The sequence below is a fragment of the Microbacterium sp. P5_E9 genome, from assembly GCF_054049175.1.
The window spans coordinates 92,424-115,143 of sequence record NZ_JBFUMV010000008.1 but is presented as its reverse complement, the minus strand read 5'-3'; the positions used below and the strand labels follow the sequence as shown (position 1 = coordinate 115,143).

The window sequence follows — 22,720 nt, the reverse complement described above, 5'->3', positions numbered from 1 at the left end:
GGAGAGGAAGAACAATGGGCAGCGAACGTCAAGCGCGCCTGGGCGACCGGATCCGCGTCATCCTCGCAGAGCGACTCGAAAAGGGTCTGCGCGACCCCCGGCTCGGATTCGTCACGATCACCGACGTCAAGGTGACGGGCGACCTGCAGCACGCGTCGGTGTTCTACACCGTGCTCGGCACGGCAGAGGAGCGCGACGCGTCCGCGGAAGCGCTCAAGTCGGCGACCGGGATGCTGCGCTCCGAGGTCGGCAAGCACCTCAACGTGCGGCTGACCCCGTCGCTCGAGTTCATCCTCGACGCGATCCCGGAGAACGCCGATCACATCTCGGCGCTCCTGCGGGAAGCACGCGAGCGGGATGAAGCCGTCGCAGGGCTCGCCTCCTCGGCGAACTACGCCGGCGATGCCGACCCGTACGTCAAGCCGCGCGAGTTCGACGAGGACGACGAGTCCGACGAGGCCCGCGCCGACGAGGACGAGGACGCCGTCGGGGTCTGACCCGTTGACGCTCGCTGTGGCGGGCGTCATCATTCTCCTAGGTCGTCCGACGACCGAGGGGAGCCGGCGATGGTCTCCGTTCTGCTCGCCGCCAACGTCGCCGACGGCCATGTCGCGCCGATGCTCGGCGTCGCCGAGCAGTTCACCGGCTCAGGGCATCGCGTGCGGTTTCTCGCGGGCGACCGGTTCGCCGATGCGGTGCGGCGCACCGGTGCGGAGTTCATTCCGTGGCCCGCGGAGGCCCAGGTCGATCATCAGGCAGTTCTCGCCGAGATGGTCGCGGAGGGCGGGAGGCCATCGGGCGCCCGGGGTGTGGCGCGAAGCATCGACCGGATCTTCGTCGCCCCCGCGCCCGCCCAGTACGCGGCCCTGCGGGAGGCGATCGAGGCGGAGCGGACCGACGCCGTCCTCACCGAGTTCACCGTGGTCGGCGCTGCCGCGCTGGTGTTCTCGAAGCAGCCGCGCCCGCCGGTGGTGGCCTGCGGCATCCTTCCCCTCGGTCTCTCCAGCGTCGACACCGCGCCGTGGGGACTGGGCATCCTGCCGCGCTCGGATGCGCTGGGCAGGGCTCGCAACCGTCTCCTGGCCTGGGCGGCGAAGAACTTCATCCTCCGCGCCCCGCAGCACCAGGTCGAGCAGATCGTCGAGCAGCTCACCGGGGCTCAGCTGGACGTGTTCTTCATGGATTGGGCCGTCCGCGCCGACCACTACGCGCAGTTCACCGTGCCCGGATTCGAGTACCCACGGCGGGACCTCCCCGCGAATGTGAGCTTCATCGGACCGGTGATCCGGGCCTCGTCGCGCGCCGCCGAGCTGCCGTCGTGGTGGCACGAGCTCGACCGCGACCTGCCGGTGGTGCACGTCTCGCAGGGCACTGTCGCCAACGAGGATTTCGAGGACCTTGTCCTCCCCACCATGCGCGCCCTCGAGTACCACCACGTGCTCGTGGTGGTATCCACCGGCGGAGCCCCGGTGGACGTGCTCGGGCCGCTGCCGCCGAACGTGCGGGCGGCCGAGTTCCTGCCATACGACCTGCTCATGCCGAAGGTCAGGGTCTTCGTCACGAACGGCGGCTACGGCGGTCTGCACTTCGCGCTCGGGCACGGGGTTCCGATCGTGGTCGCCGGTGACACCGAGGACAAGATGGAGACCACGCGTCGCGTGGAGTGGTCCGGCGTCGGCATCAATCTGCGTACGGGCACCCCCACCCAGGCCCAGATCGCCACCGCCGTTGAGAAGGTGCTCGCCGAGCGGCACTACCGCGAGCGCGCCCTGGCGCTGCAGGCGGAGATCGCGTCCGCGCCCGGTGTGGCGGACCTCGAGCGCATCGTCACCGAGCTGGTCGCGTCGGATCGATACGGTTCGGCGATCACCGGCCCGGTTCGCGCTGTGGATGTCCCGGCAGCGACAGGAGCTCCCCGGACGCCTCGGCGAGCCCGTCGGCGATGAGCGAGTCGATCGCCCGATCCCGCTGCAGCGGATCCGGCCAGTCCGCGACGACCTCGTCGAGGGCGACCGGCTCGGGTGCGGCATCCCGCAGCGCCTTGAGCACCGCGCCGCGTGCCTGCCGGTCGCTGCCCTCGTATCGCGCCTGACGGCGGCGTTCGTCGCCGGTGTCGGGGTAGCCTGCCGCGCGCCAGGCGCACAGGTCGGCCACCGGGCAGGCGAGGCACCTCGGGGCGCGGGCGGTGCAGGTCGTCGCGCCGAGCTCCATGGTGGCCGCGTTCATGATCCGCGCGGCCTCAGGGTCGGCGGGCAGCACCCCCGCCATCGCCGCCAGATCGCGTCGGGACGGCGGTCCCGGCTGCGAGCGGCCGTCGATCGCGCGGGCGAGCACGCGGCGGGTGTTCGTGTCGACGACCGGATGCCGGTCGCCGTAGGCGAACACCGCCACCGCTCGCGCTGTGTAATCGCCGACGCCGGACAGGGCGAGGAGCGCCTCCACATCCCGCGGCACAACCCCGTCGTGCCGGTCGCGGATCTCCACGGCCGCCCGGTGCAGCCACAGCGCCCGCCGCGGGTAGCCGAGATTCGCCCACTGCCTGACCGCCTCCGCCGGGGCGTCTGCCGCGAGCGCGGCCGGGGTCGGCCAGCGGTGCAGCCAGGCTTCCAGGTGGGGGATCACGCGGTTCACCGGCGTCTGCTGGAGCATGAACTCGCTCACCAGCACACCCCACGCATCGAAGCCCGGGCGGCGCCAGGGCAGATCGCGTGCGCTGCCGCGGTACCAGGCGACCAGCGGGGTCGCGAGATCGGGCATGCGGTTCAGCCTAGGCGGCCGCAGGCGGGGCCCCTCTGCTCCTGAGGAGATTCGCACTTCCGAGGATGCCGCGGCCATCAAGCGTCCTCAGCACTGCGAATCTCCTCGGGTGCCGAGCGAGCCACGCGTGCGCCGACCGTAGGCTGGAGGCATGCGCCTGCCGATCACGCCCGCCACGACCCTGTGGCGCAGCCTGCGCGACGAGGTGCGCCACGACTACCGGGCGGGCCGCGTCATCGTCGCGGTCGACGGCATCGACGGAGCGGGCAAGACGACCTTCGCCGAGGGCCTGGCGTCAGTGTTCGCCGAGGACGGCTCGGCGGTCTTCCGCGCGAGCATCGACGGATTCCACCGGCCGCGCGTCGAGCGGTACGCCCGCGGCCGCACGTCGCCGGAGGGCTTCTACCGCGACTCGTACGACTACGCCACGTTCCGCCGGGTCCTCATCGACCCGTTCCGCGATGGCGGGCAGACCGGCGCGTCGACGGGGTTCCAGCTCGAGGCGTTCGACGTGCACCGCGATGCGCCGGTCGGCTCCGAGTGGGTGACGGCGCCGCGCGACGCCGTGCTCGTCGTCGACGGGATCTTCCTGCACCGACCTGAGCTGCGCGGCATCTGGCACTGGTCGGTGTGGCTGGATGTGCCGCTCGATGTCGCCGCCCGCCGCGTCGCCGATCGTGATGGCACCGACCCCGACTTCCTGGCGCCCTCGAACACCCGCTATCGCGAAGGGCAGGAGCTCTACCTGCGCGAAGCCGGGCCGAGGACCGCGGCATCCGCCATCGTCGACAACACCGACCACGCGCACCCCTACCGCGTCTTCCAGGACTTCTGCTGATGGCCGCGCCGGGCATCCTCCTCGTCGACAAGCCGGGTGGGATCACGAGCCACGACGTCGTCGCCCGCGCGCGGAAGGCGCTCGGCACCCGCAAGATCGGGCACGCCGGCACCCTCGACCCGATGGCCACCGGCCTGCTCGTGCTGGGCGTCGAGGCCGCCACGCGCCTGCTCACCTTCATCGTGGGCCTCGACAAGACCTACGAGGCGACGATCCGCCTCGGCGCCGCGACCGACACCGATGATGCCGACGGCCAGATCATCGAGGCGACGGATGCCTCGGCCATCACCTCCGCACAGATCGAGCTGGGCATCGCCCCGCTGCGCGGCCCGATCTCGCAGGTGCCCAGCCGGGTCTCGGCCATCAAGGTGGACGGCCGGCGCGCCTACGATCTCGCCCGCGCGGGGGAGGAGGTCGTCCTCGCCGCGCGCGCCGTCACGGTGTCGCGTTTCGACGTCCTCGCCGAGCGCCGCGAGGAGGGGTTCATCGATCTCGATGTCGTCGTGGACTGCACCAGCGGCACGTACATCCGAGCGCTGGCCCGCGACCTCGGCGCGAGCCTCGGCGTGGGCGGGCACCTCACGGCGCTGCGGCGCACGCGCATCGGCCCCTTCGACGTTCGGGATGCGGCATCCGTCGATGACCTGGCGACCGCCGTGCTCCTCGAGCCGGCGCAGGCCGCCGAGGTCGTGCTCGGCAGACTGGATGTGACGGATGACGAGGCCCGGGACCTCCGCCATGGCAAGCGGCTCCCCGGCTCGGCGTCACGGATCGGCACGACGCCCACGGCGGCGATCGACCCGGCAGGCGTCCTGGTGGGGATCGTCGAACGCCGCGGCGACGACGTGAAGAGCGTCATGAATCTGCCGGAGGCCGCCCGTTGATCCTGTGGTTCACGCTTGCCCAGGTGGCCGTCGCGGTCGTCGCCGGCCTCCTGTGCGTCGTGCTCGGCCTCGCCGGCCGGCGACCGAGCGACCTGACCGTCGGCGCGCTCGCCTTGCTCGAACTGCTGCTGATCGCCCAAGTCGTGATCGCGATCGTCGCGCCGTTCCTGGGCAACCCCCCGACCGGATCGCTGCTCGAGTTCTGGGTGTACCTGGTGTCCGCGGTGATCCTGCCACCCGCGGCCGTCGTATGGGCGCTGCTCGAGCGCAGCCGCTGGAGCACGGTGATCATGGGCATCACCGCGCTGGCGGTGGCCGTGATGGTGTGGCGCATGCACGTCATCTGGACCGTCCAGCTCGCCTGAGCAATCCGGCATCACACCGCGTGACGCCCGCCGGGACCCTCGCCGAGCGCGCCGTAGGATGGATGACGATGACTTCCCCCACCCGTTCACGCCGGATCTCCGGCATCGGCCGCGTGCTCGTGATCGTGTACGCGATCATGGCCCTCGGGGCGACCGGTCGTTCGTTCGTGCAGATCGTCGAGAAGTTCGACGCCGCTCCGGTGGCCTACACACTGTCTGCGCTCTCCGCCGTCGTCTACATCGTCGCGACCCTCGCGCTCGTGTTCGCGGGCAGCAGACGGTGGTACATCGTCGCCTGGGTCGCGATCAGCTTCGAACTGGTCGGCGTGCTGGTGATCGGCACGCTGAGCGTCGTCCTGCCGGAGCTTTTCCAGCACCCGACCGTGTGGTCGCAATACGGGATCGGCTATCTGTTCATCCCCCTCGTGCTGCCCTTCTTCGGGATCTGGTGGCTTGTGAAGCACCCTCCGCTCACCGACGAAGAGGCGCGAGCGGAGGCCGCGACCGCCTCGGTGACGCCGTGATCGTCTTCCGCGATCCCGCTGAGGTGCCCGCAGGTTTCGGCCCCTCCGTGGTGGCCATCGGCAAGTTCGACGGCGTACACGCCGGCCATCGGGCCGTGCTCGAGCGTGCGCGGGTGGATGCCGCGATCGGCGACGCCCGCGTCGTCGCCGTCACCTTCGACCGCAACCCGCTGAGCGTGCTGCGCCCCGAGCTGTGCCCCGAGGATCTCATCGGGGTGACCCAGAAGGTGCAGCTGCTCGCCGAGACCGGCATCGACGCGGCCCTCGTGCTGCGTTTCGACGAGCAGCTCGCGAGCCTGCCTGCGCGCGACTTCGTGGAGCGGATCCTGGTGGACGCGCTCGGCGCGCGCACCGTGATGGTCGGCCTCGACTTCCGGTTCGGCAAGGGCGGCACCGGCAACCCGGACGTCCTGCGCGAACTGGGGGAGGAGCTGGGCTTCCGCGTCGACGTGGTCGACGATGTGCGTTCGATCGATACGGACCGCCGCGTCTCCTCGACGTGGATCCGGGAACTCCTCGCCGAGGGCGAGGTGGAGTCCGCCGCCAAGCTGCTCGGCCGTCCCGCCTCGGTGTGGGGCGAGGTCGTGCACGGACACAAGCGCGGACGCGAACTCGGATTCCCCACCGCCAACCTCTCTCCCGAACTCGAGGGATTCATCCCMGCGGACGGCATCTATGCCGGCTGGCTCGTCGACGAGGGGTCGCCGAGCCGGCTGCGGCCCGGCATCCGATTCCCCGCCGCGATCAGCGTGGGATCGAACCCGACGTTCGACGACGTGACGGAGCGCCTGGTCGAGGCGCACGTCCTCGATGAGACGGACATCGATCTGTACGGCCACCGTGTCGAGGTGCAGTTCGTGGCACGCGTGCGCGGGATGGTCGCCTTCGAGGGGGTGCCGGCTCTCGTCGAGCAGATCGCGGACGACGTCGTCACCGTGCGGCGCCTGCTGTCCTGACCGCCGCAATGCCCCGGCGCCGGTAGACCCTGCCGGGGCGCGGCTCTACGATCAAGGACGTGGATGCCGCACAGCTCGTGCTCGCCGCCGCGGATGCCGGGGCCGCTCCGTCGGTCAACCTCTGGGGCGCACTCGGCTGCGCGGTCGCGTACTCGGCGTCGCTGCTGGCGACCCTCGACGCCTTCGCCGATTTCATCCTGGCCAGGGCGGATTCCCCGGCCGGGCGGCTGACCCCGGCGGTAGGGTTGAAGTTCGGATCGAAGATCGCCGCGGCGGTGATCACCGTGGTGGCCGCGGCTATTGTGCTCGCGTTGGATGAGAACTGGTTCGCGTTCACCGCGCTGAGCATCGCGTTCGTCGTGGTCGTCGCGATCGGATTGGTCGTGCTGCTGAGGCACGCGAGCACGGTCGCCCGATCCGCCACCGAATGAGCCGGGCACGGATGCGGCTCGAAGCGATGCGACAGATCCCAGTCGATGGAGGAGTGCGATGAGCCGGACGGACCTGCAGACCCTGCCACAGCGAGCGGCCGAGCTGCTGGGCGGCGAGCCTGACGACACCACCCTGCGCCGCTATCTGCACGGGCTCCCCGGTGTGGAGGCGGTCGGTCTCGAGCAGCGCGCGGCCGACCTCGGCAGCCGCTCGATCAAGACGACCTCGAAGGCCTGGGCACTCGACAAGATCATCGAGCTCATCGACCTCACCACCCTCGAGGGCGCTGACACCCCCGGCAAGGTGCGCTCCCTCGTCGCGAAGGCGCTGAATCCGGATGCCTCAGACCCGACCTGCCCGCGGGTCGCCGCGGTCTGCGTCTACGGCGACATGGTGCCGTACGCCGTCGAGGCGCTCGGCGCCGCCCACGGTGATCCGGACGACGGGCTCGTCAGCGTCGCCGCCGTCGCGACCGCCTTCCCGAGCGGACGCGCCTCCCTCGCGATCAAGCTGGCCGACACCGCCGCCGCGGTCGCCGATGGCGCCGACGAGATCGACATGGTGATCGATCGGGGTGCGTTCCTCACCGGCCGTTATGGGCTGGTGTTCGATCAGATCGCCCAGGTCAAGCAGGCCTGCCGCCGTGCCGACGGCACCTCCGCGTCGCTGAAGGTCATCCTCGAGACCGGCGAGCTGAACACCTACGACAACATCAAGCGGGCGTCCTGGCTGGCGATCCTCGCCGGCGGCGACTTCATCAAGACCTCGACGGGCAAAGTGGCGCCTGCGGCGACCCTGCCGGTGACCCTCCTCATGCTGGAGGTCGTGCGCGACTGGCACCGCGCGACCGGCGAGAAGATCGGCGTGAAGCCGGCCGGCGGCATCCGCACGTCCAAAGACGCGATCAAGTACCTCGTCACGGTGGCCGAGACGACCGGCGAGGAGTGGCTGCAGCCGCACCTGTTCCGCTACGGCGCATCGAGCCTGCTCAACGACGTGCTGCTGCAGCGGCAGAAGCTGCGCACCGGACACTACTCCGGCGCCGACTACGTGACGATCGATTGATGCCCCGGAACGGATGGATGCAATGAGCTTCCTGGATTACGCCCCCGCCCCCGAGTCCCGGGCGGTGCTGCGACTGCGCGACGAGTATGGACTGTTCATCGACGGCGAGTTCCGCCCCGGCACGGGAGCGACCTTCGCGACGATCTCCCCTGCCGACGAGACGCACATCGCGACGATCGCGTCGGCGAGCGAGGCGGATGTCGATGCCGCCGTCGCCGCCGCGCGCCGCGCCTACGAGAAGACGTGGTCGAAGCTGAGCGGCCGGGAGCGCGGCAAGTACCTCTTCCGGATCGCCCGGCTCGTCCAGGAGCGGGCGCGCGAGCTCGCGGTCGCCGAGAGCCTCGACAACGGAAAGCCGATCAAGGAGAGCCGGGACGTCGACATCCCACTCGTGGCCGCGTGGTTCTTCTACTACGCCGGCTGGGCCGACAAGCTCGACCACGCCGGCCTCGGCGCGGACCCGAGGGCGCTCGGGGTCGCCGGTCAGATCATTCCGTGGAACTTCCCGCTGCTCATGCTCGCCTGGAAGATCGCCCCGGCGCTGGCGGCGGGCAACACGGTGGTGCTCAAGCCGGCCGAGACGACGCCTCTCTCCGCGCTCATCTTCGCCGAGATCCTGCAGCAGGCCGATCTGCCTCCGGGCGTCGTCAACATCGTGACGGGTGCCGGAGCGACCGGTGCGGCGCTCGTGCGGCATCCGGATGTCGACAAGGTGGCCTTCACCGGCTCGACCGCCGTCGGCCGTGAGATCGCCAAGGCGGTCGCGGGCACCGACAAGAAGGTGACGCTCGAACTCGGCGGCAAGGCCGCGAACATCATCTTCGAGGACGCCCCGATCGATCAGGCGATCGACGGCATCGTCACGGGCATCTTCTTCAACCAGGGCCAGGTGTGCTGCGCCGGCAGTCGCCTGATCGTGCAGGAGTCGATCCACGATGAKGTCGTCGAGCGGCTCAAGGTGCGCCTGTCCACGCTGCGCCTCGGCGACCCGCTCGACAAGAACACCGACATCGGCGCGATCAATTCGCTGGAGCAGCTGAACCGCGTCCGCGAGCTCAGCCGCATCGGCGAGGAGGAGGGCGCCGAGCGCTGGACGTCGGACTGCGTCATCCCCGACCGCGGCTTCTGGTTCGCCCCGACGATCTTCACGAATGTGCAGTCGAGCCACCGCATCGCCCGCGACGAGATCTTCGGACCGGTGCTGTCGGTGCTCACCTTCCGCACGCCCGCCGAGGCGATCGAGAAGGCGAACAACACGCCGTACGGACTCTCCGCCGGCATCTGGACCGAGAAGGGCTCGCGAATTCTCGCCGTCGCGGACAAGCTGCGCGCGGGCGTCATCTGGGCCAACACGTTCAACCGGTTCGACCCGTCGAGTCCGTTCGGCGGCTACAAGGAGTCCGGCTACGGCCGTGAGGGCGGCCGCCATGGCCTCCTCGCGTACCTGAAGGGCCCTTCGACAAGCTCAGGAACCGCGAAATGAATAAGAGACTGAGCGTGCCCAAGACCTACAAGCTCTTCATCGGCGGCGCGTTCCCGCGCAGCGAATCGGGGCGCACGTACGAAGTGCGCTCGGCCAAGGGGGACTTCCTCGCGAACGCCGCCATGGCCTCGCGCAAGGACGCCCGTGACGCGGTCGTCGCGGCACGCGGCGCGATCAAGGGCTGGTCGGGCGCCACAGCGTACAACCGCGGTCAGGTGCTCTATCGCGTCGCCGAGATCCTCGAGGGCCGGCGCTCCCAGTTCGTCGACGAAATCGTCGCGCAGACCGGGCTGTCGTCGGCTGCGGCCACCGCCGAGGTCGATGAGGCGATCGACCGCTGGGTCTGGTACGCCGGCTGGACCGACAAGTACAGCCAAGTCACCGGCAACGGCAACCCGGTCGCCGGCCCGTACTTCAACATCTCCGTCCCTGAGCCGACCGGCGTGGTCGGGATCATCGCCCCGCAGGACACATCGCTCCTCGGACTCGTGTCCGTGGTCGCCCCGGCGCTCGTCGCGGGCAACACCGTCGTGGTGGTGGCCGCCGAGCGCCTGCCGCTCTCGGCGATCAGCCTCGCCGAGGTGCTCGCGACCTCGGATGTGCCCGCCGGTGTGGTCAACGTGCTCACCGGATCGCCCGCCGAGATCGCGCCGTGGCTCGCCTCCCATCCGGAGGTGCATGGCCTCGATCTCGCCGGTGCCGGCGACCTCGAGTGGGTGGATCTGCAGATCGCGGCGGCCGATACCCTCACGCGCGTGCTTCCGCCGCAGGGCGGGACGGATGCCGTGATCCCGAGTCTGCATCGGATCACCGCATTCACCGAGATCAAGACCGTCTGGCACCCCAAGAGCCTGGTCTGAAGACTCGGTGAATTTCGTGTAACGAAAGGGTAACGGCGCATGTAGAGTGGGCTCTCACGTCGACGACGACGTGAGTTGAGAAGGACATGCCCGATGCCCGACCACCGGTATTTCGCGCGCTTCGGCGCGGGGAATCAAGCCCTGCTGATCGCCGTCGCCCTCATCAGCGCGGTCGTGACCGCCTGCGTCGGCGGAGCACGGGACACATCGATCGACCTGACCACGACCGCCCGCACGCCAGGCGAGCGGGCTGTCGTGGTCAGCCATCGCGGCGGGGGGATCTCGGCCCCCGAGAACACCCTGCCGGCGGTCACGGCGGCGCTGGCGGCTGGTTTCGACTACGTCGAGGTGGATGTCGCGCTCACCGCCGATCGGCAGCCCGTCCTCATGCACGATCCCGAAGTGGACCGCACGACCGACGGTCGCGGGGCGCTCGCCGACCTCACCCTCGCCGAGGTGCGCAAGCTCGACGCGGGCTCGTGGTTCGACCCGCACTTCGCCGGAACGCGCGTCCCCACTCTCGACGAGTTCCTCGATGTGCTCGAGGTGTCGGGGCAGCGCGCGCTGGTGGAGCTGAAGGGACCGTGGGACGAGGCATCCGTCGTGTCCTTCGCCGCCGAGGTGATGGCGCGCGGGCTCGACCGGAGACTCGCCGTGTCGAGCTTCGACGCGGCGACGCTGATGTTCGCCAAAGACGCGGCCGCCTCGATCCAGCGGTTCGCGATCATGAAGGCCTTCCCCGGCCATGTCGTACGCGTGGCCAAGGAGGTGGGAGCGCGCGGCATCATCGTCGGGCGCCGCGCCGTCATCAAGCACCCCGAGATCGTCGACAAACTGCAGGCCGCGGGCGTGCGGGTCGTCGTCTACACGCTGAACACCGACGCGCAGTGGGATGCGGTCACCGCGCTCGGCGTCGACGGGATCGTCACCGATGATCCCGGCACGCTGTCGCTGTGGCAGGCGGGCGCCCGCGGGTAGGATCGAGGCCAGACTCCGGGAGGAAATGTGCGTGCAAGAGCCCTCGTGGTCGCGGCAGGCGCGGTGCTCGTCGCCCTGAGTCTCGCGGGATGCGCGCCGGAGCCGTCGACGCCCTCGGCCACGGCATCCGCGTCTCCGTCCATGACGCACACCCCGTCGCCGAGCGCAGCAGAGCCCTCGCCCAGTGCGACAGCGGATTCCGAGAACATCGCCCTTCCCGCGACATGCGAGCAGATCTACTCACCCGAGATGCTCGCGGCGCTCACCGCGCAGGCGCCACCCCTCAACCACCCGGGGGTGACGATGCTGTCGACGCAGAACGCGGAGCTGCTGGAGATTCTGCACTCCGGCGTGCCGACGATCCGCTGCTCCTGGGGTTCGCCGAGCGAATTCGGGCTCGCGACGAATGTGTCGATCGTGGACGCAGCTCAGTCCGCCGCGATCGCGGCAGCCTTGCGCGACGCCGGCTTCGGCTGCGAGCAGCACGCGGAGGGCACGATCTGCCGCACCGACCAGACCGTCATCAGCCAGGACGACACGCAAGTGCACCTCGGCGAGACGCACTTCATCCGGGGCAACGGCTGGGTCTCCACCGCCTGGATCAATTTCGCCCCCACCGGCTACACCGAAGACATCGTGGCGACGCTCTGGGGCTGAATCGGCCCGGAACCGCTAGACTGAGCCCCAGGATGTCCTGAATTCGATGCCGCGGCTCGCCGAAGCGAGTGCCAGCGGCCGGAATCAGCCCACATCCTGTCCCGCGTCCGTGACGGCCCCGCCGCCCGCGGGAGCTGTGCACACCTCGCCCGGTCGCCCGACCGGGCACCGCCGGATCTCCGGCGTCCACTCTCAGGAGGAGCATGCCGACTACGGCATCCGCCGCGCGCAATGCGTCGCAGCGACGCAGAAAGCCGTCGCCTGCGCGACGCGACGACGAAGCGCCCATCATCCCGATCCTCGCCCGTAAGGTGCGCGAGGTCGAGGCGAAGGCGCAGCGCGGAAAGCTCGGACCCACGAACCGGGTCAAGTTCCAGGTCATCGCCTTCCTGGTGCGCGAAGAGCGCGCCAGGGTGAAGGGCGACGCCACGATCCCCGACGCCACGCGCGCCGAACTGCTCAAGCGCCTCGACKGCGTGGCCACGATCCTCGCCAAGACCGCGGCGCGGGACACCTCGCTCATCCAGCTGCTCGAGGTCGACCAGGCCGCATCGCCGGTTGCGCGCCGCATGCGCCGGGACTGGCTGCTCGAGTCGGGCGCCGACCTCGCCCCGGACGAGCTCATCATCACCGACGCCGCCCCTGTGGCGCCCACCGTCGTGCCCGCGGCTCTCGCCGAGCGGCAGGTCGTGCCGATGGCGATCGAGTCCCGCCAGCTCGCGAACCCGTTCCTCGCCCCCGACCTCGCCGTACGCGCGCCGACGTCGAACCCGCGCCGCCGGCTCGACGGCTGGGAGCTCATGGGGCCTCTGTACAAGGCGTTCGAGACGGGCGCCGGCGGCGGCGCCGCGTCGATGGACCTCCCCCCGGTGCCGGAGTTCGACCGGCTCTCGCCCAAGGGCCTGGAGATCATGCCCCACCAGTCCCGCTTCCTCGAGGCGGTGCGCGACGGTCACCGGACCTTCCTGCTCGCCGATGAGCCGGGCCTGGGCAAGACCGCGGAGTCGGTGCTCGCGGCATCCGTCGCGGGTGCGTACCCGCTCCTGGCCGTGGTGCCCAACGTCGTCAAGATGAACTGGGCCCGCGAGGTCGACCGCTGGACCCCGCAGCGGCGCGCGACGGTCATCACCGGCGACGGCGAGGATATCGACGCGTTCGCCGACATCTTCATCGTCAACTACGAGATCCTCGACCGGCACCTCTCCTGGCTGAGCTCGCTCGGCCTCAAGGGCATGGTCGTCGACGAGGCCCACTTCATCAAGAACCTCACGTCGCAGCGCTCGCAGAACGTGCTCGCGCTCGCCGCGCGCATCCGCGAGCAGGTGCGCGACCCGCTGCTGCTCGCGCTCACCGGCACCCCGCTGATCAACGACGTCGAGGACTTCGACGCGATTTGGCGGTTCCTGGGCTGGACCAAGGGCGACAAGCCCGGCCCCGAGCTCATGGCGCGGCTGGACGAGACCGGCCTCACGCCGGCCGACAAGGCGTTCTACCCCGAGGCGCGCGACGCCGTGATCTCGATGGGGATCGTCCGGCGCAAGAAGAAGGATGTCGCGGCCGACCTGCCCGACAAGCTCATCGCCGACCTGCCCGTGCAGCTCGACGACGAGTTCGGCCGCTCGATCCGGGCCGCCGAGCGAGAGCTGGGAGCACGGCTCGCGGCGCGGTACCGGCGCATCATCGAAGCCCGCAACCGCCTGGTCACCCCGGGCGAGGTGGACGAGGACATCGTACGACTGGTCGCGCAGGGCGAGCTCGACGAGGCGAAGAACGCCGGCGCCGGGGGAGACAACGTCTTCACGATGGTCCGCAAGATCGGCCAGGCCAAGGCCCTGCTCGCCGCGGACTATGCGGTGCAGCTGCAGCGCTCCGTCGGCAAGGTCGTGTTCTTCGCCAAGCACATCGACGTCATGGATGCCGCTGAGCGCCACTTCGCGGCATCCGGTCTGCGCACCGTATCGATCCGCGGCGACCAGACCACCCCGGCCCGCCAGATCGCGATCGACGCGTTCAACACCGACCCCACGGTCGGGATCGCGGTGTGCTCGCTGACGGCGGCCGGTGTCGGGCTGAACATGCAGGCGGCGTCGAACGTCGTGCTGGCCGAACTGTCGTGGACCGCGGCGGAGCAGACCCAGGCGATCGACCGCGTCCACCGCATCGGCCAGGACGAGCCGGTTACCGCGTGGCGCATCATCGCGGCGCACACGCTCGACACCAAGATCGCCGAGCTGATCGACTCGAAGCAGGGGCTCGCGCTGCGCGCCCTGGACGGCCAGGCCGTCGATCCGCAGTCCAGCGACTCGGTGCAGCTGTCGGCGCTCATGCATCTGCTGCGGCAGGCGCTCGGGGCCGAGTAGGCCCGCGTCCAGAACCTTGCGCCCGGGTGACCGGGCGGGTGTGGCAGGCCGCCGCGTCCGGGCGATAGTGTCAACTGAGGCAGCGTCGCCGCTTCGTCCACACCGAGCGCAAGGACCCACAGCATGAAGATCGGCATCCTCACCAGCGGCGGCGATTGCCCGGGGCTGAACGCGGTGATCCGCGGCGCCGTGCTCAAGGGCACGACGACCTACGACATCGAGTTCGTCGGCATCCGCGACGGGTGGCGTGGCGCTGTCGACGGCGACTTCTTCCCGTTGACGAGGCACGAGGTGAAGGGGCTGTCGAAGGTCGGCGGCACGATCCTCGGCACGAGCCGCACCAACCCGTACGAGGGGCCGCGCGGTGGCGCCGAGAACATCGCGAAGACCCTCTACGGGCACCACATCGACGGGATCATCGCGATCGGCGGTGAGGGCACACTCGCGGCCGCCAACCGCCTCGCCAACGACGGCATCAACGTCATCGGCGTCCCCAAGACGATCGACAACGACCTGGCTGCCACGGACTATTCATTCGGGTTCGACACCGCAGTCAACATCGCCACCGACGCGATGGATCGCCTGCGCACGACCGGAGACTCGCACCAGCGCTGCATGGTCGCCGAGGTCATGGGTCGGCACGTCGGCTGGATCGCGCTGCACGCGGGCATGGCGGCCGGCGCGCACGCCATCTGCATTCCCGAGGTGCCCCAGTCGATCACCGACATCACGAACCTGGTCTCGCGTGCGCACGACCGCGGCCGGGCGCCGCTCATCGTCGTGTCCGAGGGCTTCACGCTGACCGGCATGGACGAGGCTTTCAGCGACAAGGGGCTCGACGCGTTCAACCGTCCGCGCCTCGGTGGCATCAGCGAGGTCCTTGCGCCCGAGATCGAGCGCATCACGGGCATCGAGACCCGTGCCACCGTCCTCGGACACATCCAGCGCGGCGGGTCGCCGTCGGCCTTCGACCGCGTGCTCGCCACGCGCCTCGGACTCGCGGCAGCGGATGCCGTGATGAGCGAGGCCTGGGGTCAGATGGTCGCGCTGCGCGGCATCGACATCGTGCGGGTGCCCTTCGCCGATGCGCTCGGCGAGCTGAACACCGTGCCCCTCCACCGGTACGAAGAGGCCGCAGCCCTCTTCGGCTGATCCTGCGGGCCGCCGCCTGCCGTCAGGCGGCGCCGAGGATGTCGAGCAGCCAGGCGAGCTCGAACGCACGCTCGTGCCACGCGTTGTAGCGGCCGCTCACACCGCCATGGCCGGCGACCATCTCGCAGCGCAGCAGCGCGTCCGCGCCGACCTCGCGCAGTCGTGCGACCCATTTCGCCGGCTCCACGTACAGCACCCTCGTGTCGTTGAGCGAGGTGACGGCGAGGATCCGCGGGTACGCGACATCCGCCCGCACATTCTCGTAGGGCGAATACGCCTTCATGTAGGCGTACACGGCGGGATCATGCAGCGGATTGCCCCACTCGTCCCACTCGATCACCGTGAGGGGCAGCGACGGGTCGAGGATCGAGGTCAGCGCATCCACGAACGGCACGTCGGCGAGGATCCCCGCGAACAGCTCGGGCGCGAGGTTCGCGATGGCCCCCATCAGCAGGCCACCGGCCGAGCCGCCCTCGGCGACCATCCGGTCCGGCGCCGTGTAGCCGGCCTCGACGAGATGCCGCGCGCAGTCGACGAAGTCGGTGAACGTGTTCGTCTTGTGCAGGAGCTTGCCGTCCTCGTACCACTGGCGCCCCATCTCGCCGCCGCCACGCACGTGGGCGACGGCGAAGATCACGCCACGGTCGAGCTCCGACAGGCGGGCGACCGAGAATCCGGGTTCGATGGAGTGCTCGTAGGACCCATAGCCGTACAGGTGCAGAGGCCGCACCGAGGTTCCGGCCTCGCCGAAAGATCGCTTCCAGACGAGTGAGATCGGCACCTGCGTGCCGTCCTGCGCGGTCGCCCACACCCGGGCCTGCGCGTAGTCGGCGGGCTCATAGCCGCCCAGCACCGGGTGGCGCTTGCGCAGGAGCCGCTCGCCGGTGGCGATGACGTAGTCGTAGACCGTGCCCGGGGTCGTGAACGACCCGTAGCCGATGCGGAGGACCGGCGGCGCCCACTCCGGGTTGCCGCCGCCGCCGACGGCGTAGAGCGGCTCGTCGAACTCGAGCTCGTTCACGGAGCCCGACGCGTAGTCGAGCAGCCCCAGCCGGGCGAGGCCGCCGCGGCGGTAGGCGAGCACGGCCCAGTCGCGGAAAGTCGAGACTCCCAGCAGGCGGTGTCCCGGCTGGTGGGCGACGACGACCTCGCGTGCGCCTGCGGGATCGGATGCCGCGACCCGCACGAGCTCGAAGTCCAATGCCCCGTCGTTGTGGAGGATGTACAGCACATCCTCCCCGTCGATCACGGCGTGGCTGGATTCGTACTCGACGCCCTCCTGGCGCGGCCACACCACGCGCGGCTCGGCGCGCAGGTCGTCGGCATCCAGAATCCACTCCTCGGAGGTGATGGAGGAGCCGAGCTCGATGAAAAGGTAGCGGTCGCTGCGGGTGAACCCCGCCCCGACCCAGTACCGCTCGTCCGGCTCATGGAACAGCTTCGCATCGTCTTCGACCGGGGTGCCCAGCTCATGCAGCCAGACCGTGTCGGGGCGCCACGCGTCGTCGACCGTCGTATAGACGATGAACCGCCCGTCGGGGGAGAAGCCGGCTCCCGCGGACGTGTCGGGGATCTCATCCGCAAGCATCTCGCCGGTCGCGATGTCGCGCACGCGGATCGTGTAGCGTTCGGAGCCGTCCAGGTCCACGCCGTACAGCATCTGCGCCCCGTCATTGGAGACTTCGAAGCTGCCGAGAGAGAAGAAGTCGTGGCCCTCGGCTTCGACGTTGGCATCGAGGAGCACCTGTTCGCCGGCGACCTCGGCATCGGGCGACAGATCCGGCGGGGTCCAGTCCTCGGGCGAGGCGAGCGGCGCGCGGCATTGGATGCCGTACTGCCTCCCCTCGACAGTGCGCCCGTAGTACCACCAGTCGCCGCGCCGACTCGGGACGGACAGGTCGGTCTCGAGGGTGCGTCCCTTGATCTCCTGGAAGATCTGCTCCCGCAGCCCCTCCAGGTGCGCGGTGCGCGCCTCGGTGTACGCGTTCTCGGCCCGGAGATGCGCGAGGACTTCCGCGTCGTCTTTCGCGCGCAGCCACTCGTACGAGTCCTCGAACGCATCGCCGTGGAAGGTGCGTGCGAACGGGCGGCGGTCGGCGACGGGAGGGAGGGCGGATGCCGCGGCAGCGGCGTCGGATGCGGTCACATCACCACGCTAGCCGAGGCATTCGAGTGCGAGCCCGGAACGTTCTGCGATCTCGCCCGAATGTGCGAGGATACCTGGTGGCTCGGTTAACGGAGCATGAACCCCCGCAGAACTGTTCGTTCGCATCGCCGATTTCGTCGGCTCCCCCTCTCCTCTTCTCTAAGGAAAGCGAACGGTGGATACCGTAGCCCTGATGGTCGTGCTGGTGATTGCACTGGCACTGTTCTTCGATTTCACGAACGGGTTTCACGACACCGCCAATGCGATGGCGACCCCGATCGCGACCGGCGCGCTCAAGCCCAAAGTCGCGGTGCTGATCGCTGCGATCCTCAATCTGGTCGGTGCGTTCCTCTCAACCGAAGTCGCCCAGACGATCTCGGGCGGGATCATCAACGAGGACCAGATATCGCATTCAGCGTTTCCCGCGGTCATTTTCGCCGGCCTCATCGGCGCGATCACCTGGAACATGATCACGTGGTTGCTGGGACTTCCGTCGAGCTCGTCGCACGCGCTGTTCGGTGGGCTCATCGGCGCGACGATCGTCGGGGTGAGCGCATCCGCGATCAACTTCGGCGTCGTGCTGTCCAAAATCATCCTGCCGGCGGTCATCGCGCCGATCACGGCCGGCATCATCGCCTATTCGGCCACGAAGCTCGCCTACGCGCTGACGCGGCGCTACGACGCGAAAGCCGACGGCCGCACAGGGTTCCGCCCTGGCCAGATCTTCACCTCGTCGCTGGTCGCGCTCGCGCACGGCACGAACGATGCACAGAAGACGATGGGCATCATCACGCTCATGCTGATCACGGTCGGCTGGCAGTCATCGCCAGAGCCGCAGACCTGGGTCATCTTCGCCTGCGCGATCACGATCGCGCTCGGCACATACGTCGGCGGCTGGCGCATCATCCGCACGCTCGGCAAGGGCCTCACCGACGTCAAACCCGCGCAGGGGTTTTCGGCGGAGGCATCCACCGCATCCACGATCCTCGCGTCGAGTGCGCTGGGTTTCGCCCTGTCGACCACCCAGGTCGCGTCCGGCTCGGTCATCGGCTCTGGGCTGGGACGCCGTGGTTCGACGGTGCGGTGGCGCACGGCCGGCCGCATCGGCGTGGGCTGGATCCTCACTCTGCCCGCCGCGGGTGCGGTGGGTGCGCTCTGCGCCCTCATGGTCCGCTGGCTCGACGGCTGGGGCATCCTCATCGACACGGTGATCGCGGTCATCGTCATCGTGGGCCTGTTCCTGCGGTCGCGGGTGAACGCCGTCACCGCGGGCAACGCGATGAGCGAGGTCGCCGAGTCCGGAACGGCGGTCAACGTCAAGCGCAACCCGCCGCCCACCCGCCGCCAGCGCGCCGTCCAGCGTGAGCAGGCTCGGCGCACGAAGGAGTCGTCGAAGTGAACGTCACGATCGACTGGTGGGCCTTCGTCCAGGTGTTCGCCGCCTCGATCACCGCCGCGATCCTCGTCGTCGGGTTCTACTCGCTGGGGCTGCGCATGCTGGTACGGGCCGGCCGGATCCCGGTGGTGTCGCCGGCGGAGTTCACCGATGCGATCACGGTCGTCAGCGAGAAGGATCGTGCTCGCGCCGGCAAGGCGGCGGCGAAGGCGGCCCGCAAGAGCCCGCTGACCGCCGGCCAGAAGAAGGTCGCGCTCGTCTGCGCGTACGCCTCGTTCACGATGGCAGGTCTCGCCGTGCTCGGCGGGCTGCTGCTGATCATCTTCGGCTGACCCCACCCCCGCCTTCGCGGCGATATCGGCGGCGAGGGGGCCGGTATCAGGCCGATATCAGGGCCCTTGACGCATATCGGAATCGGTCTCACCATGGCGTCATGGACATGGGGGTTCTGGGGGTGCTGACGCTCGACGACGGGCGGGTCGAGCTCGCCCCGCGTGATCGCCTGGTCCTCGGTGCACTCGCCGCGCGCATCGGCACGTCGGTGAGGGTCGAGTCCCTCGCCGCGGCTCTCTGGGGGGACGACCTCCCCGCCTCGTGGTCGAAGGTGATCCCGGGATGCATCATGCGGCTGCGGCGCCTGATCGCGCCGGCGAGCATCGAGACCACGCCGCTGGGATATCGGCTCGCACCTGAAGGCGTTGTCCTCGATGCCGAACGCTTCGAGCGGCTCGTTGCCCGCGGGTCTCAGCTGCTCGAGCTCGGCGAGCCGGATCGTGCTGTGCACGCGCTCGCTGAGGCCCTCACGCTGTGGCGTGGACAGCCCTTCGCCGATCTGCCCGATTGGGAGCCCGCGCAGATCGCGTCCTACCGGCTGGAAGAGATCCGTCTCGCCGCGGAGGAGTCCCTCCTGGAGGCGCGGCTGCAGGCGGGGGACCTGCTCGATGTCGTTGCGCAGGCGCGCGCCCGCGTCGCGGAAGCACCGATGCGAGAGCGTCGCTGGGTCATCCTCGGCCTTGCGCAATACCGCCAGGGGTGCCAGGCCGATGCGCTGGCCACCGTGCGCCGAGGGCGCGGGCTGCTCGCCGCCGAGCTCGGCCTGGATCCGTGTGCCGAGCTCGCCGCGCTCGAGCAGGCGATCCTGCACCAGGACCCTGACCTGCAATCCGGGGTCGCGTTCCGTGTGGCGAGTGCGGAGTGTCCGTACTTCGGGCTCCCGCCCGCCGGGATGGACGACGGGGAGCGCTATTTCGGGCGTGAGGAAGAGCTCGACCGGGGACTCCAGGCACTCGAGCGTCAGGGCGTGCTGATCGTCTCCGGATCGTCCGGGGTCGGCAAGTCATCGTTCGTCCGGGCCGGGATTGCAGCGCATTTCGCCGCGCGCGGCAGGCGCGTGATCGTGGTCACACCGGGCGAGCGTCCGGTCGAGACCCTCCGCGAGGTCGATCACGACAGCGAGTCGCTGCTGATCGTCGACCAGTGCGAGCAGGCGATCGCGAACGACGACCCGGCCGAGAGGGGACTCTTCTTCGAAGAGCTCGCGCGCATGGTGTTCCGCGGCCCGATCGTGATGGCGATCCGTGCAGATCGGCTCGGGGATCTCGCCGACCACTTCGGCTTCGCCGGACTGATTCAGTCGAATCTGCTGATGCTGGGCCCGCTGTCGGCCGAAGGCCTCCGCGCCGTCATCGAGAAGCCGGCGCGACAGGCCGGACTCATCCTCGAACCGGGCCTGGTGGAGGTCCTCACCCGCGACGCGGATGGGCGAAATCTCCCGCTGCTGTCACACGCGCTCCACCAGGTGTGGGAGCGCCGCGAAGGGCGCGTGCTGAGCGTCGACGGATACCGCGCCTCGGGTGAGATCGAGGGCGCGGTGGCGCAAACGGCGGAAGAGGTGTTCGCAGAGCTCTCAGAGGAGGGCGGACGACAGGCTCGCGACATCCTCCTCCGGCTCGTCGAGCCTTCGCGGGGCGGGGGAGTGATCTGTCAGCGGGTCGATCGCCCATCTGTCGCCGTCGACGATGCCCACGTGGGCGTGGTCAACCGCCTCATCGACGCGCGCCTGGTCACGAGCGACGAGGATTCGTTCCAACTGGCGCACGAGGCCGTCGCGCGGGAGTGGCCACGGCTGCGGGAGTGGCTGGCGGACGACGTCGAGGGCCAGCGGATCATGCGTCATGTCACCGCGGCGGCGAATGCCTGGGCGGCGATGGAGCGACCCGACAGTGAGCTCTACCGGGGGGCGCGGCTGAGTGCGACGGCACAGTGGCGCGAGTCGGCGCGGCCGGTGCTGGCCGCCGTGGAGGCGGCGTTCCTGGATTCGTCCATCGATCGGGAAGCTGCGGACCTCGCCGCGACCAGGCATCAACTGCAGCAGGAGAGGCGCTCCGTGCGGCGCCTGCGCTGGCTGGCGGGCGCCGCGGCATCCCTCGCCGTGGTCGCCCTCGCTGCGGGTACCCTCGCAGCAGTCCAGACCGCCGCGGCGAACGCACAGGCGGTCGTCGAGGACGCACGTCGCGTCGCCGCGCTCGCCACTGCGGAGCCTGCGTACGAACGCGCGCTGCTGCTGGCGGTGGAGGCGATCCGTCTCTGGGACTCGCCGACAACACGCCGGACCCTCCTGGACGTCATGGGCGGGAGCCCTCGCATCGTGAGCGTGACGCGCACGATCGGTGACATCGGCGTGCAGCAGATGTCACTTGCCCCCGGCGGCTCAACCGCCGTCATCGTGGATGATCACGAGGACGCCAGAGTCATCGACCTCGAGAAGCACGCGCAGATCAGCGAGTTCGTGTTCGAGGGCGGCGGGAGTGACACCGAAGCACCCCTCGTCGACATCGTCCTCGACGCCGTCGAAGCGCCGGACGGACGGATCGTTCTGAGCGTGCTGGAGGATCCGTGCCAGCCKGATGGATCATGCGAAACCACCGGTGTCCGAGCAGTGGACCTCGACGACCCAGGTGGTGGCGCGACTTCCTTCACCGGGCTCGACAAGTACGGCATCGACATCGAGTTCTCGCCGGATCGGTCGCTCGCAGCCGTCATCTCAGCCCTTCCCTGGGAGGACGAACCGGGCAACGTCGGGATCTGGCGAATGGGGGCTCCCGATGCGCCGATGCTGCTCGACCTCCCGGACGCCGGGATCAACCCTGGGGCACCGAACTGGTCGAATGCCTTCGGACGAGTGAGGTTCTCTCCCGACGGCTCCCTTCTCTATGCGAGCGGGTTCGGTCCGACGGCCATCTTCGACACGCGGACCGGGGCGCTGGTCGGCGAGCTCCCCGGTCAGGGCATCCTCGCGGTCAGTCCGGACGGCGAATCGGTGCTCATCCGCGAGGGGCGCACCGCGGTCCGGATCGTCGACCTGGACGATCAGACCGAGATCCGCCTGCTCGAGACGAGGTCGGTCGTCATCGACGCGGCGTTCACCCCCGACGGACGCCAGGTGGTGACGACCGCGGGTAACCGCGTCTGGCTGTGGTGGGCGGAGACGGGGCAGCTCATGGAGACGCTCCAGGGGCACGTCGGCGACGTCGGGTCGGTGGCTTTCCGCCCGACCGGGGAACTTGTGACGGCCGGCGACGACGGCGCGCTGATCACCTGGGTGCTGGGTGATTGGAGCACTTCGTTCCGCGAGTCGATGAGGCAAGGGGAGGAGCAGCTGATGCCCCGCGATGACCGCACGCTCGTCTACGATCTGCCGGATGGCAGCTTCGTCGGCGTCTCGGCTGACCCGGATATCTGGCTCGACCGGGCCTGCGCCATCGCCGGGCGCGGCCTGAGCGAGCTGGAGTGGCAGACCGTCTTCGAGGGGCGACCATATGATCCCGCCTGCGTGACGGGCTCATTCGCGGCGCCGCAATAGACTCG

General features: G+C 69.7%; 20 protein-coding genes. 18 read left to right on the top strand and 2 right to left on the bottom strand.

The window, feature by feature from the left end; translation table 11 throughout:
- Window positions 1-14 precede the first annotated feature (14 nt).
- Together rbfA and ACXJ3V_RS12155 are read left to right on the top strand one after the other, a co-directional pair.
- The gene (gene rbfA, locus ACXJ3V_RS12160; RefSeq protein ID WP_457100569.1) at window positions 15-497 is read left to right on the top strand and encodes a 30S ribosome-binding factor RbfA; all 483 of its coding nucleotides are present in this window, start codon (window positions 15-17) and stop codon (window positions 495-497) included.
- A gap of 69 nt (window positions 498-566) precedes the next feature.
- Complete coding sequence (locus ACXJ3V_RS12155) at window positions 567-1,946, top strand: glycosyltransferase (protein ID WP_457100568.1); 1,380 nt, start codon at window positions 567-569, stop codon at window positions 1,944-1,946.
- On the opposite strand, the gene ACXJ3V_RS12150 is transcribed toward ACXJ3V_RS12155, so the two are convergent.
- On the bottom strand, window positions 1,867-2,757 hold the full coding sequence (locus tag ACXJ3V_RS12150; protein ID WP_457100567.1) for an A/G-specific adenine glycosylase: 891 nt from the start codon (window positions 2,755-2,757) through the stop codon (window positions 1,867-1,869). The two genes, ACXJ3V_RS12155 and ACXJ3V_RS12150, sit on opposite strands and share 80 nt — an antisense overlap.
- 151 nt (window positions 2,758-2,908) lie before the next feature.
- On the opposite strand from ACXJ3V_RS12150, the gene ACXJ3V_RS12145 reads away from it, so the two are divergent.
- The 13 genes from ACXJ3V_RS12145 (at window position 2,909) to ACXJ3V_RS12085 (ending at window position 15,311) form a co-directional block, all read left to right on the top strand.
- On the top strand, window positions 2,909-3,595 hold the full coding sequence (locus ACXJ3V_RS12145; protein WP_457100566.1) for a uridine kinase: 687 nt from the start codon (window positions 2,909-2,911) through the stop codon (window positions 3,593-3,595).
- Window positions 3,595-4,479, top strand: coding sequence for a tRNA pseudouridine(55) synthase TruB (gene truB / locus ACXJ3V_RS12140; RefSeq protein ID WP_457100565.1), 885 nt, complete (start codon window positions 3,595-3,597; stop codon window positions 4,477-4,479). Before ACXJ3V_RS12145 ends, truB begins: the two co-directional genes overlap by 1 nt.
- A complete protein-coding gene (locus ACXJ3V_RS12135; RefSeq protein ID WP_457100564.1) occupies window positions 4,476-4,844 on the top strand; it encodes a hypothetical protein in 369 nt (122 codons plus the stop codon). The genes truB and ACXJ3V_RS12135 overlap by 4 nt, the downstream gene beginning before the upstream one ends.
- Window positions 4,845-4,906: 62 nt before the next feature.
- Window positions 4,907-5,368 (top strand): hypothetical protein, encoded by a 462-nt coding sequence (locus tag ACXJ3V_RS12130; RefSeq protein ID WP_457100563.1) that lies wholly within the window; start codon window positions 4,907-4,909, stop codon window positions 5,366-5,368.
- Entirely contained in the window at window positions 5,365-6,324 is a 960-nt protein-coding gene (locus ACXJ3V_RS12125) for a bifunctional riboflavin kinase/FAD synthetase (RefSeq protein ID WP_457100562.1), read from the top strand. The genes ACXJ3V_RS12130 and ACXJ3V_RS12125 overlap by 4 nt, the downstream gene beginning before the upstream one ends.
- 59 nt (window positions 6,325-6,383) lie before the next feature.
- Window positions 6,384-6,755: a hypothetical protein gene (locus ACXJ3V_RS12120; protein ID WP_457100561.1), complete on the top strand. Its 372-nt coding sequence runs from the start codon at window positions 6,384-6,386 to the stop codon at window positions 6,753-6,755.
- A 58-nt stretch (window positions 6,756-6,813) separates the two neighbouring features.
- Window positions 6,814-7,821, top strand: a complete 1,008-nt coding sequence (deoC, locus tag ACXJ3V_RS12115) for a deoxyribose-phosphate aldolase (protein WP_457100560.1) — start codon at window positions 6,814-6,816, stop codon at window positions 7,819-7,821.
- Window positions 7,822-7,843: 22 nt separating this feature from the next.
- Entirely contained in the window at window positions 7,844-9,304 is a 1,461-nt protein-coding gene (locus ACXJ3V_RS12110; protein WP_457100559.1) for an aldehyde dehydrogenase family protein, read from the top strand.
- Entirely contained in the window at window positions 9,301-10,164 is an 864-nt protein-coding gene (locus ACXJ3V_RS12105) for an aldehyde dehydrogenase family protein (RefSeq protein WP_457100558.1), read from the top strand. Before ACXJ3V_RS12110 ends, ACXJ3V_RS12105 begins: the two co-directional genes overlap by 4 nt.
- 93 nt (window positions 10,165-10,257) lie before the next feature.
- Window positions 10,258-11,142: a glycerophosphodiester phosphodiesterase gene (locus ACXJ3V_RS12100; protein WP_457100557.1), complete on the top strand. Its 885-nt coding sequence runs from the start codon at window positions 10,258-10,260 to the stop codon at window positions 11,140-11,142.
- A gap of 27 nt (window positions 11,143-11,169) precedes the next feature.
- Window positions 11,170-11,799, top strand: coding sequence for a hypothetical protein (locus ACXJ3V_RS12095; protein WP_457100556.1), 630 nt, complete (start codon window positions 11,170-11,172; stop codon window positions 11,797-11,799).
- 203 nt (window positions 11,800-12,002) lie between these two features.
- A complete protein-coding gene (locus tag ACXJ3V_RS12090; protein ID WP_457100555.1) occupies window positions 12,003-14,159 on the top strand; it encodes a DEAD/DEAH box helicase in 2,157 nt (718 codons plus the stop codon).
- Between the two features lie 123 nt (window positions 14,160-14,282).
- Entirely contained in the window at window positions 14,283-15,311 is a 1,029-nt protein-coding gene (locus ACXJ3V_RS12085) for an ATP-dependent 6-phosphofructokinase (RefSeq protein WP_457100554.1), read from the top strand.
- A 22-nt stretch (window positions 15,312-15,333) separates the two neighbouring features.
- Here ACXJ3V_RS12085 and ACXJ3V_RS12080 read toward each other — a convergent pair whose 3' ends face one another.
- A complete protein-coding gene (locus ACXJ3V_RS12080) occupies window positions 15,334-17,457 on the bottom strand; it encodes a S9 family peptidase (RefSeq protein WP_457100553.1) in 2,124 nt (707 codons plus the stop codon).
- A 175-nt stretch (window positions 17,458-17,632) separates the two neighbouring features.
- On the opposite strand from ACXJ3V_RS12080, the gene ACXJ3V_RS12075 reads away from it, so the two are divergent.
- The 3 genes from ACXJ3V_RS12075 (at window position 17,633) to ACXJ3V_RS12065 (ending at window position 22,715) form a co-directional block, all read left to right on the top strand.
- Entirely contained in the window at window positions 17,633-18,856 is a 1,224-nt protein-coding gene (locus ACXJ3V_RS12075) for an anion permease (protein ID WP_457100552.1), read from the top strand.
- Complete coding sequence (locus tag ACXJ3V_RS12070; RefSeq protein ID WP_457100551.1) at window positions 18,853-19,185, top strand: peptidase; 333 nt, start codon at window positions 18,853-18,855, stop codon at window positions 19,183-19,185. The genes ACXJ3V_RS12075 and ACXJ3V_RS12070 overlap by 4 nt, the downstream gene beginning before the upstream one ends.
- Before the next feature lie 101 nt (window positions 19,186-19,286).
- Window positions 19,287-22,715: an nSTAND1 domain-containing NTPase gene (locus ACXJ3V_RS12065; protein ID WP_457100550.1), complete on the top strand. Its 3,429-nt coding sequence runs from the start codon at window positions 19,287-19,289 to the stop codon at window positions 22,713-22,715.
- The last annotated feature ends 5 nt before the right edge of the window (window positions 22,716-22,720 follow it).

Bases quoted from the DNA above. Each gene is read 5' to 3' on its own strand.
- ACXJ3V_RS12130 (WP_457100563.1), top strand. From the start codon at position 4,907: ATGACGATGACTTCCCCCACCCGTTCACGCCGGATCTCCGGCATCGGC.
- deoC (WP_457100560.1), top strand. From the start codon at position 6,814: ATGAGCCGGACGGACCTGCAGACCCTGCCACAGCGAGCGGCCGAGCTG.
- ACXJ3V_RS12105 (WP_457100558.1), top strand. From the start codon at position 9,301: ATGAATAAGAGACTGAGCGTGCCCAAGACCTACAAGCTCTTCATCGGC.
- ACXJ3V_RS12085 (WP_457100554.1), top strand. From the start codon at position 14,283: ATGAAGATCGGCATCCTCACCAGCGGCGGCGATTGCCCGGGGCTGAAC.
- ACXJ3V_RS12155 (WP_457100568.1), top strand. From the start codon at position 567: ATGGTCTCCGTTCTGCTCGCCGCCAACGTCGCCGACGGCCATGTCGCG.
- ACXJ3V_RS12100 (WP_457100557.1), top strand. From the start codon at position 10,258: ATGCCCGACCACCGGTATTTCGCGCGCTTCGGCGCGGGGAATCAAGCC.
- truB (WP_457100565.1), top strand. From the start codon at position 3,595: ATGGCCGCGCCGGGCATCCTCCTCGTCGACAAGCCGGGTGGGATCACG.
- rbfA (WP_457100569.1), top strand. From the start codon at position 15: ATGGGCAGCGAACGTCAAGCGCGCCTGGGCGACCGGATCCGCGTCATC.
- ACXJ3V_RS12150 (WP_457100567.1), bottom strand. From the start codon at position 2,757: ATGCCCGATCTCGCGACCCCGCTGGTCGCCTGGTACCGCGGCAGCGCA.
- ACXJ3V_RS12145 (WP_457100566.1), top strand. From the start codon at position 2,909: ATGCGCCTGCCGATCACGCCCGCCACGACCCTGTGGCGCAGCCTGCGC.